The sequence below is a fragment of the Clostridium sp. genome (genome assembly GCF_036569345.1).
In the GTDB taxonomy this organism is placed as follows: domain Bacteria; phylum Bacillota; class Clostridia; order Clostridiales; family Clostridiaceae; genus Clostridium_AD.
This window is the reverse complement of sequence record NZ_DATCQT010000041.1, coordinates 42105-58225: the sequence shown is the minus strand read 5'-3', so window position 1 is coordinate 58225 and position 16121 is coordinate 42105. Positions and strand designations below refer to the sequence as shown.

Sequence of the window (16121 nt, the reverse complement as noted above, 5' to 3'; positions counted from 1 at the left end):
CTCTAAGTGTTGAAATAATTAATATCTCTTTTATAGCTGCAAGCATTAATACGGATAATGGATAATATATCATTGGCTTATCGTATACTGGGAGTATTTGTTTTGATATTGCTTTTGTTACTGGATATAGTCTTGTTCCGTTACCTCCAGCTAAAATAATACCTTTCATTTTTGCCTCCTTATAAATTTTACGTCTTATAATTTATTCATAGACTTACTTAAATCCACGATATTAAATATTATTAAAGTTATCAAAATAATATATTCAAAGTGTACAAGCTTGGTGCCTTATAAATTTTAAACAATGCCTGTACACTTTTAATTAAATTAACATATAATAATGCGATATTAAATGTTAACAAGTAGAAATTAGCAAACAATACAAAATGGGAGTGAAGACAATGCAATGGGAATACAGTCTATTTAATAGACTTAAAGATATTCAAAGCCATTCTTTTTTTAATGATGGTGAAAAGGGTGACCCATTATCCAAATGTTATATTATGGCATATTTAGCATCTTTCCTTAAGTTGAAAAATTACGTGGAGATTGGCGTATATAAAGGTAGGAGTCTATTTTCTGTTGCTCAGGCATTTAAAGATAATGAAGGGAAAGCTTATGGAATTGAACCTTTACAAGGCATAAACTTTGAAGTCATGTTTAATCAGGTAGTAATGAATACAGAAGTATTTAAACTTTCTAATGTTGTTGAAATTTTAAGAAAAACTTCCACAGAAGCTGCTCCATATTTCAAAGATATAAAAATTGATATGCTTCATATTCATGGTAACAATGATTTTGAAAGTGTACAGGCTGATATTAATAATTACACACCACAAATAAGAGAGGGTGGAATCATTGTAATTGACTGCATAAACAGGGATTCAATAAAACGCTGCTATGATCAATATAAAAGTGATTATATAATATTATTTGAAACAAATAATTTCGGTATACTAATGAAAAACCAGAAAAATTTAAACAGTGCAGTAATTGATATATCAGCTAAATTGAAAAATCTATATTCTAGGTTGCATGAGATAGAGAAAAAAACAAAAGGGGAAAAGACTACCGTAAATGTAGGTGTACTAGCATATAACCACGAAAAATATATAGTTGAATGTCTTAATTCAATAATTATACAAAAGGGTGATTTTAACTTAAATATTATTATTTGTGAAGATAAATCCACCGACGGTACAGCTGGGATTGTTGAAGACTATATTAATAATGTAGCAGTTGGCAAAAATGTAACTATTGAATATTTGAGAAGTGAAGAAAATTTAGGCATGGTAAAAAATTTAAAGCGGTTGTTAATAGCTTGTGACAAAAGTAGGTATACTGCGTTAATTGACGGTGATGATTACTGGGATGATGAGAACAAAATACAAACTCATATAGATTTTATGGAAAGCCACCCAGAATGCTCTATTTCATTCGATGATATAATAATTAAAAATGGAGATGAATTTGACTTTTATAATATACAGCAACAAATTAAAGGTGATATTTTCAATACATCAGATATAACAAGCATAAATTTTATAGGAAATATCTCCTGCTGTTTTTATTATAGCAAATATTTTAATCATATTCCTAATGGATTTTTTGAAATGTTCGTTGGCGATTGGATGCTTAATATTGTATTTTCAATGTTGGGAGAAATAGGCCACATCAGAAAAGCAATGACGATATACAGAAAGAATGTCAATGGTATTTGGAGTGGAATGACCGAATATGATAAGAACAAAAAAACTATAGAATTAATTGATGTTTACAATAAATTTTTAAATTACACTTATGACGAACAATTTTATAATCTTCGTAAATTCTGTGAATTAGATTATTTAGGTAATAGATATTTGGAACCTCTTTTGTACCGACCTTGACAAGAATAATTCACACTTTAAGTATACTGAACAAATAGTTATTATTAATAATACCTCATCACCAATTATTGATAAAATTGAGTATTCTATATTAATCCGAAGATTTGAAGAATATTTGTGAAAATTGGGAGGAAAAGATTCGGAAAATATTTAAAACAATAAATTTATAAATTGCATTTTTAAAAATTAATTATAAACGTGAAAATTAAAAGGAGGAGCATAAGGCAAGCTCCTCCTTTACTAAAATTATTCCTGATAGCTTGAAATTGTAGTATTTGCATTTTGTAAAGCAGTATCTACTGAATTAAGCGTATTTTGAATTTTTTGCTTATTTTCAGGTTTCTCTACTGAACTAAGTGCATTGTTTAAACAATTTTTAGCTTCTTGAAGATGATTTGTTACATCTTGAACATGCTGTTTAGCATTTTTAGTTTGCATTTGAGTATACCTCCTTAATTTTTAAAATATGTATTTAGAAATTGGCTACAATAAATATTATTTACAATTTAGAATAAAAAATACATGATAATTTAATTTATTTTTTATTATATACCCTGACTTAAAAACTTGTAATGACTGCTATATTAAAAATTCCTTATTATCCTAAAATAATAATAACCCCTGACTTATCTTCCTTTGCTACCTTCTTTATGTGATTTACAAGTTTTATAACGTTCTTATATGATTGTTTTGCTCCCTTTACAAGCAATGGCGCAGATGGAATATTCTATTCCTTTAACTGAAATAAATGCACCTACCTTTACTTTTTTTCTGCACTCATACCAATTAAAGACCCTTCACTATGGCCTTAACAGTAGGTTTCGTGAAATGTATGATCAGCCTACTTATTTTTTTAGACAAGGTATACTAAAGCCTTGGCATGAAATATTGTTGAATTAGCGAATAATTGTGAGGAGCTTATTTTGTAGCCCGTATAATAATAAATATGTACATATATGTTGGCATAGAGTAGTGAAAAAAAACACATATATAATAGGAATCACACATTTTTTCAAAGCACTACAAATGGTGATTTAATAATAGTAAAAACAGAAACAATAAAAATATTATATTTTTTATTGATTCTGTTTTTGTGTTTATGCTAAAATAGAACTATTTAAAGTATGGATGCAAACAAAAGTAAGTACATATTAATTTTATAACTTACTAGTATTGTCCTTATTTCATTGTAAATAAATGAGGTTCTTGTAAGTAATCTTGAACAATTCTAAGACATTCACCAAATCTTTGATAATGAACAATTTCTCTTGCGCGTAAAAACTTTAATGGATCTAATACATCCGGATCATCAGCCATATTTATTAGATATTCATAAGTTGCCCTAGCTTTTTGCTCTGCAGCTAAATTTTCAGTAAGATCTACAATTGGATCTCCTTTTGATTGAAGATAAGAAGCATTAAAGGGAACACCGGCAGCACTTATAGGGTATACTCCACGACCATGGTCTACATAATACCCTGCCATGCCACCTTTTTCAATTTCTTCAAGACTAGCACCTTTCATTAGTTGCCTAACCATGGCACCAACCATTTCTAAATGAGCTAATTCTTCTGTTCCGATATCATTACATGATGCTATTGCTTGAGGAGTAATCATAGAAAATTTTTGACTTAGATATCTTAATGAAGCACCTAATTCACCATCTGGTCCCCCATATTGAGTAATAATAATTTTTGCCATTGCAGGATTTGGATTTTTAATTTTCACTGGATACTGTAAAAACTTATCGTATGTCCACATAAATTACATACCCTCCCTTTCAAAACTGAAATTAGCTTCATATTCCCAAGGCCATGGATTATTTGACCACTGCCATGGATATGGGCTGAGAGAGTCGTGCTCTGATAACATTCCGAAATTCATTTCATAGTGTTCTTTTAATCTTTTGGACTCCATCACATAAAAATTATATTTTGCTAGAGCTTCTTGATCCATTGGATGAGTATTAAGAAATAAAGCAAGGTCTTCTTTCATAAATTCTGTAGCAACAATTTGTTTCAAGAGATCCATACTATTCTTCATAAGTTCTCTCCTTTTTACTTGAATTTAATGGATGGTGTTTTTTATCCTCTCCGTCATATGGACTAAAAAGTTCTGGAAAAACAGTTCCTCTTTTAATCGCTTCTATGGGCGAGAAAATTGTGCAAAGGTTCTGATAGGGAACGTACGCAGCAGCTAATCTTACATTTTTTATTACAGTTTCTTGTGGAATACAGTTATTCATTGTTGAACATTTTGTTTCATTTTTTCTATTTTCATTCTGTTCCAAGTTAATCCTCCATATAATATTGTTGAGTGTACATTATTATATTCAAGTTTTTTGAAAAGTGATCATAATTTGTTATTAAAATTTCTTATTAATGATTATAACATTGCAATACAAATCTTAAAAGTAATCCATTTTTAAAATGCATCCCTTTAAAATTAGGCTATGTTTAATAAAGATGTTGAAAATGTATGTATTTTGAATAATATGGTATAAAAAGACTATATAAATGATTACGGAGGTCTTATTATGCCAAGTGTAGAGTCGGTAAAAAATGGATTTAGAAGTTTTGGGGACTACAGGACAGGAAGAAATATTAGCCTATCTTGAAGAAGTTATTATATTGGGTTCATTTACTACTGAGGTTACAAACGAAGTTAAGGAGAATAGATTTTCCAAAGGAAAGGTCTGCCCATGTTGTTGGCATGATAAGGTATCAAGATATGGAAAATTCAATGGTAAGCAAAGATATATCTGTAAGTCCTGCCGAAAGACCTTCACTGACTTTACACGTTCACCTTGCTATAATAGCAATACTGTTAAAACCAAGCATTTGTTAGTTCAGACACATTCATTTCATCTTTTAGTGATACAAAGTTAAAAGATTTTAAAATTGAATAATTATATTGTTATATTATATAATTAAATAAGCATATAATAGTTAAATATTGTGCCCAATTAACTTAGATAATAGGGAGGTAATATGAAAAGCAAAAAAATTATTAATATTATATTAGGATTACTTATTATTTTATTTTCAGGTTGGGATATCCAGTATTTACATTAATAACATCCATAGTATTGCAATTGTTAATCAAGAAAAAAGTAATAGTTTTAAGTATCATTTTTATAGGATATTTAATTCCAATTATTATAAATATGTTTATTTGTATATTTATAATAGGGCAAATCATAGCGTCAATAATATATATAAATTCCCAAAATGTGAACTTAAAGAAGCATAATATTAACGACATGCTGCACAGTGATACTACCTTTCTTACATTCATTAGTGATATACATAAAAACCAAATAATAGACTGTTGAAAAGCCCAATTAAGTGTAATTGGACTTTCATATGTCAGTATAAATTATTGTGCTGATAATATCTGTTATTTTACAATTATTTAAATAGTTTATTAATTTTATTTTCTTTTAAAGGTAACACAGCTATGACTGTTTATTCTGTTGCTGCTGAGTCATTCCCTTAACCATTTCTGGTATCTTGTCTAAAAGTTGTGTAGCATTTCCAGTTGCACTCATAGTCATCATTGATATATTTCCCTTATCAATTACTATAATAGCATCTGTAGTAATTTTAGCACCAAGTCCTAATGCACCACCAGCCATGTTAGCACCAGAGGCCATTCCCTGAGCAGGTGCATTACCACCTTGTGGCATTTTACTAGCGGTATTACCACCACCACACCCTACTGATACTGAAATTACTGGTATAAATGTTTTATCTTCATGTGTAACAGGTTTACCGATAACACCTTCTGTCTTAGTAAATCTTTCGATATTAGAAAATAAAGTATCAATATTTTGAGATAAATTTAAACCTTGATCCATTTTGTTTTCCTCCTAATCTAATATTTTTTTATTTCTTTAACCTTTTGTTTGAATCTAGATATTTTAATAGGGTTGATCCTAAATTCACCTTTGCACTTGCATCAAAGTAAATATAGTCATTTTCAGTTGTGAAATCTGGTACATGATTAATGGTTTCTATATTTATAAATTGTGACGCGGCATTAATCGCCCCACAAGTAATGCCTGTTGTAAATGGATCACGAAAGCCATAGTAGGTGTTAACATGAATGTCCTTTGAATCAATTAATTTGACAAACCTTGTTCCATTAACTTTTCCTTTTTTTAATCTTTTCTTAAATGATCCTTTCTTAAATAATGTCATCTTAAATAATCTTTTATTCAATAAATATATTGTCAAGATTGGCTTTTTATCCTCAATAGTAATTAAAGCTTTTAAAAATGAATGCAACCATATTAAAGTCAAACTTAAATTCGTTTTAGAAGTATCAAATACTACCTTAACCCTTACAGCTACAGTAAATAATAATATTATTAAAATCACTACAATTAATAATATCAAAAAAATTAAGCTCATAGAAGATACCTCCATATTATAATAAATTATCTAAATCTCTAATAGTTTAACCAATAAGTTTAAATATATGATATAAGTTTCCTTCATAAATTGGTGCTTTTGGATTTGGTGCATCGAAATACTTACCTGGTGTTGATAAATCAAAATATAATCTGCAGTCTTCTGTAACCCCAAAGCTCTTATTTGACCCAGTATCTTTAAACTTATTTTATAAAAAATCTATTGTTTCTTTACATACTTATCATCAATTTGACGATATAAGTTTTGATATACAACTTTTGCTCTTAAAACAGGCGATAATCCTGCTTGAACAAGAGTTTGGATTTCTCCAACACTCACATCCTCATTATCTACATGGTGTCCATTTATTAAGTTAATAGTTTCTGCTACCATTTCCATATGACTTAGTTCTTCAGATCCTTTGATCTTAGAGCAGAAATTTCACTCGTTACTACTGTATGTTTATCTACATTAACATTCTCTTCAGTAACAGGAATTTTAATTGTTTCTTCTTCTATAATTGGTGAATCACTTGCAATTTAGTCTCTTCTTCAATTACTATATCAAGCTCTTCTTTTCTTAAATATAGTTTATCATCACCACCAATAATTTCTTTTTTAGCTTTTAAATCTTTTTCGAAAAATCCACCTAATATATTCATATAAATACCTCCATTAATTAATATTTTAATGGAAACAATAAAAAAAGCCTAGCATTATGCTAAGCTATAAAGGAGAATGATATATTTATTTTCTATATATGATATCCATTACACTTTTAAAATGTTCACATTTATATGAAAAAAAGTAAAAGTTATGCTAAAAATTTCTATAGCATTCTTAAATCTTGTGTAAATATATTTTTCCAAATAGCACATACTAGTAATATCCTTTTTTTTTTTGATTATATAGAAAAACTACATTAGGTTTGCTGCCTTAATGTAGTTTTTTTATAGTAATTAAATATTAATATATGAATATTTTATTTAATGTATTATTTGAAAAACTTTCCTAGTAACCAATGAATCATAAAGTTAGTTCTCTTTTATTCGTGATATGTATATTTCCGTACAAACGATTAAACTATATATAAAATCAGATTGAATATTTGTTTCTAATGATTATAAATAATTTAATTCGCAGACTTTATAAATATTAGAAAATTGTTGTCATAGGTGATTTAAAAATTTATTGTAGTTTTATAGCCTTTTTGCTTTTTTGTTTTTATCATATTCTGTCACACCGTTCCAAATACCATTTCAAATCGTGTTATATAGACTGTATTACCATTGCATTTTCTTCACTTCTTTTTATAAAATTTTCTTATTTCTACTTATTTATATTTACTTTAGCCTTATACTCTGTTGATTTAATAAAAAAATCTATATCTTTTAATATAAATGTCACCAAATTTAATAGTTATTCACCTTTCCGTATCCAGTGAATATAATATTATTGAAGAATTTATCTAGGAGGATTTATTTTGCAAGAAGAAATAAATGAAAGTAATTCAACATATCAACCTTACCCTTATATGATGCAACCAGCTATAGATTCAAGCATAATGTATTATCGACAACAAGTACTATTGCAAATGCAACAACAAATGCGGCAGCAAATGCAGCCGCCAATTATTGAGCCAAAGTTGGAGCAACTGGATGAATCCACAGACTATCCAACAGAAAGAGAAGAAGACATTCTTGGAAGACAACATGGGTACGGAGGTGGCGGCGGTAATTTTGGTCATGGCGGTGGAAATTTTAATCCTCTTTTCCCATTCTTTGTTTACCCATACTACCCATACTACCCTTACCCTTACCCATACCCTTACCCTTACGATTACTATCCTTATTATTAAGAAAATTTAAATTAGAAATTTGATAATCGTTATGGGATTACCCTTTTAGATTATATTAAGGGTTGTCCATCTATTGTATTCATAATTAGAGATATTATAAGATAAGCAGATAATATTTCGTTTCCTTTTAAAATGAGAAAAAATGTAACCACCACATTTAAATATTAAAGGTGGTTACATCTAAAAATTAATTTTATCTTATTCATTTATTAATTTTTCTTTATTGTAAGATAATACCTTTATTAGTACTAAAACAAGGCAAATACTTAAATATGAGGAAACATATAATTCTGCTAAAAAGTGCATAACCCTTTAATTCAATTCATAGGGGTGTGCATTTATTATAATTTAGACCTAGAGCCTTTTATATCCAGGCATAATTTTTTCCTTGTAATTTTCCTGCAAATAACAGAAACCCCTCAATTCAAGGGTTTTGCAAGATTTTACAATTAGTTATTGTAGTTTATGTATATGTCTGGGCAACAAAGTGATACTAATATGCATTGAAATAGGTTTTGCGTAAAAGGCACCTCCTCTTGAACCCCTTTGGTCAATATTTATTGAGATTTTAATCTTTTAATGGTAGGTCTGCTGCATAAATAACACTAATCTTTAAATATAATATCTGATATTATAGTTAACGAATGATTAATGAATTCATCTTCATGATTATAAAATATATTATATGCTTTACTTACCTGATCAAGCGGAATTTTATGAGAAATAATCTTCCTGGGGTCAAGTTACCCTTTTGTTATCATATAAAGTAGCATAGGCATATAGTGAATAACCGGCGCCCATTTTTATGGTAATATTCCTTTCCCATATGTTTCCTAAAGGAAACTGGTTATATTTAGCACCATAAACTCCTGTAAATTGCATTGTTCCAAGTTTTCTTACATCATCCATAGCGATTTTTATAGGGCTAATTGTTCTGCCTATAATCTTATTTTTTGCTCAATAACTTCGATGGTGTCTTTTTACCATCCATTCCAACCGCATCAATAACAACATCCGCACCGAACCTTAGCCCAACGTACTTGGCGAAGGAATGTGCATTGGTGCTTTATTAGAGTATTGATTCTGAATTACCTATAGCAAAAATTAGTTTTTCAAAGTGTACTGTAAGATTTCTATAAACCTCCTTAAGCTTTGGTCTATCTGATTGATTTTTACCAGATCTTAATCCTAAAATAAACGTAATCGTACTTACAATTAAACTTGTTATTATACTTGTTATTATTGGATTTGATTTCATTACGTCTCACCTTCCCACACTCTTCAATGACTTGTTTATACTTTTTTAAACTGCGCATTACTGTTTGATTTCTTTTCTTAATCTTCACTCGTTTGCTACGATGTTATTTAATACATCTAACTAATTTCTGCTCTAGCCTTATAAAAATCATATATCCAACAAAGATTTTCTTTATCTATCAGATATTTATTTGTTTTTACATAAAATAATATCCTTATTATAAATTCGATCTCATAGCAAATACATTAACTTAATTAATTTTAAATTTATAAGCTTTATAGCGAACCATGCCTTTTTTTCTTGCCTCCATGATTGCCTGATCTGGTTCCTATATAGCATACATTTTAATTTCTTTTATCGTCTTATCAATATTTTGTCCTTTAAAGTTCTTAATCACTGATTTTAGAAACTTTTTATCGAGTCTTGGAATTATCTATATATTCCTTTATTATATTATTATGTTTTATGCATTCAAACTCTTGCTTTATATTCAAGTTCCATCAGGTCATTTTTTAACATTTACAACACTACCAATATTCAACAAATAAGGTTGATTTCCTTTAAATTCTATGCAAAATCTGTATTTAGATGAATAAAAAAAGAGCATTTCTGCTCTATAAAACTATTCCCACAAATTCTTAGTAAATTCCTATTCCTATACCTCTTTTTTCTTTTTTAGTTTCTCCAATATATATAGTTATCTTATCATTAGTTATATTAAGAACATCCCCCTCTTTAGCTGTAATAGAGATTTTAGATTTTTCAATATCTAGCATTTGCCCATCTTCCTTAAACATACCCTCAATCAATAGCTACTTTTTATCATTACTTTATCTATTTTTATAACTGACATAGGCTCATTATCAACTAGCTTTTACCCCACCCTTAGAGCATTGCACTCATTAATGGGTAATCTTCCTCACCATTTGCAATTCCACCACACATACTATTTAGTCCTGAATGAAGGAAACAAGAGCGAACTACAGATTGAGACCCATACTTTAGCCTGATTTCATCAATGGCCTTATTTAACTTAATGTCTTTCTCATAATCAAAAATATCAAGTAAAGAACACTGATAAAAATCATTACCACAAAAGTCGGTGATATGAACCCCCAAATGCCTTATTGGATTACCTTTCCAAACATTATCAAATAAATAACAAGCTATTTCATGTATTTTTCGTGTCGAATCAGTAGCTACTATCAATTTCTTCTGACGAGAATAAAATATCATATCAGAACCTCTGGCACTTATACTAACCACAGTGCAGCAGTTTCGTGAACCCATTAAACGCATAGATACTGTTTCACATAAGGATAACAATACTTTATGAGCCGTATCACAATCTTCTACGTCAAATGCTATTGTTGTAGAATTACCTATACCCTTCATTTCAATATAGTTACTCTTTCTAACTTCTGAGCACTCAATGCCATTAGCATAATTACAAATTACTTGACCGTGGCTCTTTAATTTATTCTTTAAAATATCTAAATTATAATTTGCTAGTTCTCCTATGGTGTTAATATTTAAGCCATGTAGTTTGGGCGCAGTTGCTCTACCTACCATAAACAAATCTTCAACAGGTAATGGCCACATTTTAGTTTTAATCTCATTAGGAAATAAGGTGTGGATATTATCAGGCTTCCTAAAATCCGATGCTACTTTTGCTAACAACTTATTATTTGATATTACTATATTAACCGTAAACCCAAGCACGTTCTTTATTCTAGCTTTTATGGTTTCAGCAAGCTCCATATAATTTGGATATAAGTGCTCCATATTAGAAAAATCTGAAAAGCTTTCATCTATACTGAATCTTTGTATTTTGGGCGTGTACTCTTGAAATATTTGATACATTTCAGCACTACATTTCATGTATAACCAATATCACGGAGGTACAATTACTATCCCAGGACATTTAGCCCTAGCATTATATTAAGTTTCTCCTTTATGTATATCAAATTTTTTAGCAGGTATCGATTTAGTTAGTCACTGCAGTAAAGAGATTACAACAAAAGATATTATAAAAGGCTATTAATATGACAAAGATCATAATAGTTGTAACGGATAATGACTTAAAAACATATCAAGCTACCCCTTAGCTGGTGGAGACTAATCTTTTAACCTTTGCGAGCAATTTAATAGTAAGTAAATTTAATACTATACTAAATAAATATTTTTTAATTAAATACAAATCAAACTTTTTGGTTAATATATAAATATACAAAATATTTTAACCTAAAATAAGATAACAAATGAAATTGTTATACCAAATAAAAAGTAAGGAGGTATTTTAATTATGGAAAATAAAAAAGAGAATAAAGGTACCGTAAGTAGCTTTATAAGCTTATTAATAAGATTTGTAGTAACTTCAATTATATTATCAATAACATCGTTTTTAACACCGGGCTTTGTAATTGTGGGTCTAAGATCAGTTATATTAGCTGCAATAGTTATATCTCTAATTGATTATGCAGCTGAAAAAATTATGGGCATTGATGCATCACCATTTGGAAAAGGTTTAAAAGGCTTTGTAATTGCAGCTATAATATTATTTATAGCACAATATATAGTTCCTGGAATGGCAGTATCTATTACAGGCGCAATACTTGCTTCAATTGTAATTGGAATATTAGATGCTATACTTCCTGGTAGGGCCATGTAATATTAAGTTTTTAGAGCAACTAATATTTATATAACTATTAGTTGCTCTATTTACATTAAGGGGTAGCGCCAACATTGTAGGTAATGTTGGCGCTACCCCTAGTTGAAGAAGAAATTTTATATTTTCATATTCACATGTCAGTGTCATAATTAAAAGTTATATGGATATATTGTGAAATAAAAGGAGAAGACACCATCATCGAAACTACCAGCGAATTTTACTGCATTTGATATTCTCTACTATGATAATCAAACAGTTACAGACTTACCATTAATACAGCGAACCAAGGATTGGATTAAGATTAAGTACTTATTAGATTATGATTTTGTAGTATGTGGATATATTCTTAAGGGTGGTGATTTCATAAGCATTGTACTTGGCCAATATTTAAATAAGGAATTGGTATGCAAAGGTCATGTTACTTTAGTGCTATCTACCGAAGATTTTCAATTAATAAAATCTACACACCAATTAAGCACACAACCTTTTAATGAATTGCCTTCTGGAAACGATAATGCAGTTTGGCTAGTACCTAAACTTGTGTGTATTGAAAATTTAAGATGAAAACTGCAATGGTGGATTGTGACAACCTGTATTCAAGGGTATTAGAGACGATAAAACACCTAAAGATTGTACCATATAATAATAGCTATTTTAAAACTAAATTTTATAGAAATGGGTAAGCTATAGTATACACTGAGAAATACAGTGTAACTTATATATTTGGAGGGAGAATACTTATGAATAATAAAAATAAAAACGCTAATGTAAGCAGTAGCACTAGTGGTGCTACTTTACAATCAAGTAAAGAATCAACTGGTTTTAAGGTTGGTTCAGTAAAGGTACTAAGTAATGAACAATCTTATGCATCCAAGGACGATTCAAGCACTGATATGTCTACTATGACTAATAATATTAATTCTAGCACTCCAGAAGATGTCAAAGAATTTAATGCACGTTCAAAAGCTATTAGAGCAGCAGGTAAAAAATAAACTAAGTATTAGATTAAGAGGATAAATAAAAATTATGGATATAAAAAAAGCTAAAGAGTTTAAAGCTGATGCCGTATATGAAATTAATTAAATGGTGACGCTAATTGATGATTAAGTGGAAGAAATTGCATTTGATGGTGAATATGATTTTTATGAATGATAGGAACCACTTCGTTTTAAATTAGGTTTATAGGTTAATTAATTTTATATTGCACATAATATAACGTAGTAAAATTTTATAATTCCGGAGGTATTAATATGAGACAACTATCAGAAGGCGAATTATTATCCCTTACATCTTTATTAACTATGGAAAAAGACGGTTTGGCTGTTGCTAAAGTAATGAAAAATCTAATTAGCGATGAAGATTTAAAAAAGCAAGCTGAAACTGGAGTATTAGCAATGGAAGGAAGAATAAAAGGAGTACAACAATTTATTAACGAAAACCAAGTAGCAATTACAGGAGGGACAAAATAATATGGGGACTTTAATGAACAATATTGTTAAAGGAAATACAGATATTAATGATGAAGTAATAGCTGGAAATATGATTGGTTCTGCAACAAGTGCAGCAGATGCATATCTAGCTGCAACTTTGACAAGTTCGACACCTGAATTAAGAGCATTATATTCAACTAGTTTAAATGGCATAATAGGTGGTCATTCAGCATTAACAGCCCTATCTGTAAACCGTGGATGGGCAACACCTTATAATAAACCTTCACAGCAATTAGCAGATATTTATAAAAAATCTGAAACTACAGTTGAGAATAAATAATTTATTTACATTTAAAGTGAACCACCTTTGGAATTATAATTTCCATAGGCGATTTTATAAAATACTGCATTGGGTGTGCTAATGCAGTATTTCATTTGTATACACAAAAATTAAATGGAGGAGCATGAGGCAAGCCCCTCCTCACTTATTAAAAATTATTCCTGATGGTTTGAAATTGTAGTATTTGCAATTAAGTACAAAATATATATGAAAATAATATGTTCTTACTAAGAGTATTTCAAGTATTATTACTAGTAGTCTACTTTGTCTAAATGAATCACATTTAATAGATTTATAGTTTGTGCAATTTCTTTTTCTCGTAGAAACTTTAATGGCTCTAATACATCAGGGTCATCATCCATATTTATAAGGTATTCATAATATGTCCTTGCCTTTTGCACAGCAGCTTAGTTTTCTGTAAGATCTATAATTGTATCTCCTTTTGATTGGATATAAGTGGAAAAAGTATAATTATTATAAAGGAGGAATGAATTAAACTTGAAATATATAAAAATAATTTATTATCTGAACTAGGAGTTGAATTATATAAATTAAATAATAAAGATATTGAGTGTTTAGACGACGCAATATTATTTAGTAATGAAAAAGATAGACTAAATAGGATTATTGAATAAACCTGGAATTATTGAACAAACCTGGTTATATGCAGGCTTGTTTAAATTCAAGCTGTACATTTATATTATTTGTATTTATATTGCTATTATCGTTGTTATTAGTCTCATTTAACTGTATCTTAACTAACTCCTCAACCTTAGCTTTTGCTAATGAATAATATTTGGAAAATAGTCAATAATTTATATATACCAACCTTACAATTAATTGATTGATAAAAAATGCTGCATTGGGGTCCCCCCGAGTGCAGCATTTTTATTTATTTAAGCTTTATAGCATTGCGCTCATCAACGGATAATCGTCTTCTCCTATACCTCCACACATTGGGCTAAGCCCTGAATGAATAAAACAAGATCTACTAATAGCTTTATGACCGTATTTTAGTCTAATTTCATCGATTGCTTTATTTAATCTGCTATCCTTCACGTAATCAAAAGTATCAAGTAAAGAACATTGATAAAAGTCATTACCACAAAAATCGGTGATATGAACCCCCAAATGCCTTATCGGATTACCTTTCCAAACATTATCAAATAAATAGCAAGCTACGTCATGTATTTTACGAGTTGAATCAGTTGCTACTTTCAATTTCTTCTGACGAGAATATGAGATCATATCACTACCTCTAACACTTATACTTACTACAGTGCAACAGTTCTGTGAATCTCTTAAACGCATAGACACTGTTTCACACAAGGATAACAATACTTTATGAGCCGTATCACAATCTTCTACGTCAAAGGCTATTGTTGTAGAATTACCTATACCCTTCATTTCAATATAATTACTCTTTCTAACTTCTGAGCATTCAATACCATTAGCATAATTCCAAATTACTTGACCATGGCTCTTCAATTTATTCTTTAAAATTTCTATATTATAATTCGCTAATTCTCCAATTGTATTGATATTTAGATTATGCAATTTGGGCGCTGTAGCTCTACCTATCATAAACAAATCTTCAACTGGTAATGGCCACATTTTAGTTTTAATTTCATTAGGAAATAAGGTGTGAATATTATCCGGCTTCCTAAAATCCGATGCTACTTTTGCTAACAACTTATTATTTGATATTCCTATATTAACTGTAAACCCAAGCTCGTTCTTTATCCTAGCTTTTATAGTTTCAGCGAGCTCCATATAATCTGGATATAAATGCTCCATATTAGAAAAATCTAAAAAGCTTTCGTCTATACTGAATCTTTGTATTTTGGGAGTGTACTCTTGAAATATTTGATGCATTGTAGCACTACATTTCATGTATAACCAATATCTCGGAGGTACAATTACTAGCCCTGGACATTTAGCCCTAGCATTATATAAAGTTTCACCTGTATGAATATCAAACTTTTTAGCAGGTATAGATTTAGTTAAAACAATACCATGTCTGCTTTCCTCATCTCCACCTATTACAGATGGAACTGTTCTAAGATCTAATTGCTCACCCTGTTGAAGTCTATAAGCAGCTTCCCAGGATAAATATGCACTATTTGCATCTATATGAAATATTAATCTGCTCATAAATCATCTTCCTTTCAAATCAGTTCTATATTTTTTCTGAACACTTGTTCTCATTAAGTATACCTTACTATAAAGTTTTTTAGAAGTAAATTTGATAACCTTTTTTA

Annotated in this window: 18 protein-coding genes and 3 pseudogenes; 7 read left to right on the top strand and 14 right to left on the bottom strand. The window is 29.4% G+C overall.

Features of this window, described 5'->3' with window-relative positions:
* Positions 1 to 169: sugar phosphate nucleotidyltransferase (locus VIM70_RS03885; RefSeq protein WP_331944292.1), on the bottom strand; the 169-nt coding region annotated here is incomplete at its 3' end.
* A 232-nt stretch (positions 170 to 401) separates the two neighbouring features.
* Here VIM70_RS03885 and VIM70_RS03880 point away from each other — a divergent pair.
* Complete coding sequence (locus VIM70_RS03880; RefSeq protein ID WP_331944290.1) at positions 402 to 1889, top strand: class I SAM-dependent methyltransferase; 1488 nt, start codon at positions 402 to 404, stop codon at positions 1887 to 1889.
* Positions 1890 to 2135: 246 nt separating this feature from the next.
* Here VIM70_RS03880 and VIM70_RS03875 read toward each other — a convergent pair whose 3' ends face one another.
* From VIM70_RS03875 to VIM70_RS03860, 4 genes are all read right to left on the bottom strand, one after another.
* Positions 2136 to 2327 (bottom strand): EscE/YscE/SsaE family type III secretion system needle protein co-chaperone, encoded by a 192-nt coding sequence (locus VIM70_RS03875; protein ID WP_331944288.1) that lies wholly within the window; start codon positions 2325 to 2327, stop codon positions 2136 to 2138.
* A 741-nt stretch (positions 2328 to 3068) separates the two neighbouring features.
* A complete protein-coding gene (locus VIM70_RS03870; protein ID WP_331944286.1) occupies positions 3069 to 3650 on the bottom strand; it encodes a manganese catalase family protein in 582 nt (193 codons plus the stop codon).
* 3 nt (positions 3651 to 3653) lie between these two features.
* Positions 3654 to 3932 (bottom strand): spore coat protein CotJB, encoded by a 279-nt coding sequence (locus tag VIM70_RS03865; RefSeq protein ID WP_331944285.1) that lies wholly within the window; start codon positions 3930 to 3932, stop codon positions 3654 to 3656.
* On the bottom strand, positions 3922 to 4179 hold the full coding sequence (locus VIM70_RS03860) for a spore coat associated protein CotJA (RefSeq protein WP_331944284.1): 258 nt from the start codon (positions 4177 to 4179) through the stop codon (positions 3922 to 3924). The genes VIM70_RS03865 and VIM70_RS03860 overlap by 11 nt, the downstream gene beginning before the upstream one ends.
* 271 nt (positions 4180 to 4450) lie before the next feature.
* On the opposite strand from VIM70_RS03860, the pseudogene VIM70_RS03855 reads away from it, so the two are divergent.
* Positions 4451 to 4708, top strand: a pseudogene (locus VIM70_RS03855) (transposase); the annotation flags it as partial.
* 638 nt (positions 4709 to 5346) lie between these two features.
* Here VIM70_RS03855 and VIM70_RS03850 read toward each other — a convergent pair.
* The 5 genes and pseudogenes from VIM70_RS03850 to VIM70_RS23385 all read right to left on the bottom strand — a co-directional run bounded on the left by VIM70_RS03850 (position 5347) and on the right by VIM70_RS23385 (position 6965).
* A complete protein-coding gene (locus VIM70_RS03850) occupies positions 5347 to 5748 on the bottom strand; it encodes a GerW family sporulation protein (protein WP_331944283.1) in 402 nt (133 codons plus the stop codon).
* Between the two features lie 28 nt (positions 5749 to 5776).
* Positions 5777 to 6304: a hypothetical protein gene (locus VIM70_RS03845; RefSeq protein ID WP_331944281.1), complete on the bottom strand. Its 528-nt coding sequence runs from the start codon at positions 6302 to 6304 to the stop codon at positions 5777 to 5779.
* Between the two features lie 46 nt (positions 6305 to 6350).
* A pseudogene (locus VIM70_RS03840) lies at positions 6351 to 6724 on the bottom strand (manganese catalase family protein); the annotation flags it as partial.
* Between the two features lie 11 nt (positions 6725 to 6735).
* Positions 6736 to 6840, bottom strand: a pseudogene (locus VIM70_RS23390) (DUF2382 domain-containing protein); the annotation flags it as partial.
* Positions 6819 to 6965, bottom strand: coding sequence for a hypothetical protein (locus VIM70_RS23385; protein WP_414648655.1), 147 nt, complete (start codon positions 6963 to 6965; stop codon positions 6819 to 6821). The gene VIM70_RS23385 and the pseudogene VIM70_RS23390, both read right to left, overlap by 22 nt.
* Before the next feature lie 821 nt (positions 6966 to 7786).
* Here VIM70_RS23385 and VIM70_RS03830 point away from each other — a divergent pair.
* Positions 7787 to 8161: a hypothetical protein gene (locus VIM70_RS03830; RefSeq protein ID WP_331944280.1), complete on the top strand. Its 375-nt coding sequence runs from the start codon at positions 7787 to 7789 to the stop codon at positions 8159 to 8161.
* 1069 nt (positions 8162 to 9230) lie between these two features.
* Here the strand turns inward: VIM70_RS03830 and VIM70_RS03825 are convergent.
* The 3 genes from VIM70_RS03825 to VIM70_RS03815 all read right to left on the bottom strand — a co-directional run bounded on the left by VIM70_RS03825 (position 9231) and on the right by VIM70_RS03815 (position 11300).
* The gene (locus VIM70_RS03825) at positions 9231 to 9419 is read right to left on the bottom strand and encodes a hypothetical protein (RefSeq protein WP_331944279.1); all 189 of its coding nucleotides are present in this window, start codon (positions 9417 to 9419) and stop codon (positions 9231 to 9233) included.
* Positions 9420 to 10057: 638 nt separating this feature from the next.
* Complete coding sequence (locus tag VIM70_RS03820; protein WP_331944278.1) at positions 10058 to 10216, bottom strand: DUF3006 domain-containing protein; 159 nt, start codon at positions 10214 to 10216, stop codon at positions 10058 to 10060.
* 88 nt (positions 10217 to 10304) lie between these two features.
* A complete protein-coding gene (locus tag VIM70_RS03815) occupies positions 10305 to 11300 on the bottom strand; it encodes a DNA polymerase IV (protein WP_331944277.1) in 996 nt (331 codons plus the stop codon).
* A gap of 421 nt (positions 11301 to 11721) precedes the next feature.
* Between VIM70_RS03815 and VIM70_RS03810 the strand changes: the two genes are divergently transcribed.
* The 4 genes from VIM70_RS03810 to VIM70_RS03795 all read left to right on the top strand — a co-directional run bounded on the left by VIM70_RS03810 (position 11722) and on the right by VIM70_RS03795 (position 13860).
* On the top strand, positions 11722 to 12090 hold the full coding sequence (locus VIM70_RS03810) for a phage holin family protein (RefSeq protein ID WP_414648656.1): 369 nt from the start codon (positions 11722 to 11724) through the stop codon (positions 12088 to 12090).
* A gap of 740 nt (positions 12091 to 12830) precedes the next feature.
* Positions 12831 to 13082 (top strand): hypothetical protein, encoded by a 252-nt coding sequence (locus tag VIM70_RS03805; RefSeq protein ID WP_331944273.1) that lies wholly within the window; start codon positions 12831 to 12833, stop codon positions 13080 to 13082.
* A gap of 258 nt (positions 13083 to 13340) precedes the next feature.
* Positions 13341 to 13559, top strand: a complete 219-nt coding sequence (locus VIM70_RS03800; RefSeq protein WP_331944271.1) for a hypothetical protein — start codon at positions 13341 to 13343, stop codon at positions 13557 to 13559.
* A 1-nt stretch (position 13560) separates the two neighbouring features.
* Positions 13561 to 13860, top strand: coding sequence for a spore coat protein (locus VIM70_RS03795; RefSeq protein ID WP_331944269.1), 300 nt, complete (start codon positions 13561 to 13563; stop codon positions 13858 to 13860).
* Positions 13861 to 14763: 903 nt separating this feature from the next.
* On the opposite strand, the gene VIM70_RS03785 is transcribed toward VIM70_RS03795, so the two are convergent.
* The gene (locus VIM70_RS03785; RefSeq protein ID WP_331944267.1) at positions 14764 to 16014 is read right to left on the bottom strand and encodes a DNA polymerase IV; all 1251 of its coding nucleotides are present in this window, start codon (positions 16012 to 16014) and stop codon (positions 14764 to 14766) included.
* Positions 16015 to 16121 lie beyond the last annotated feature (107 nt).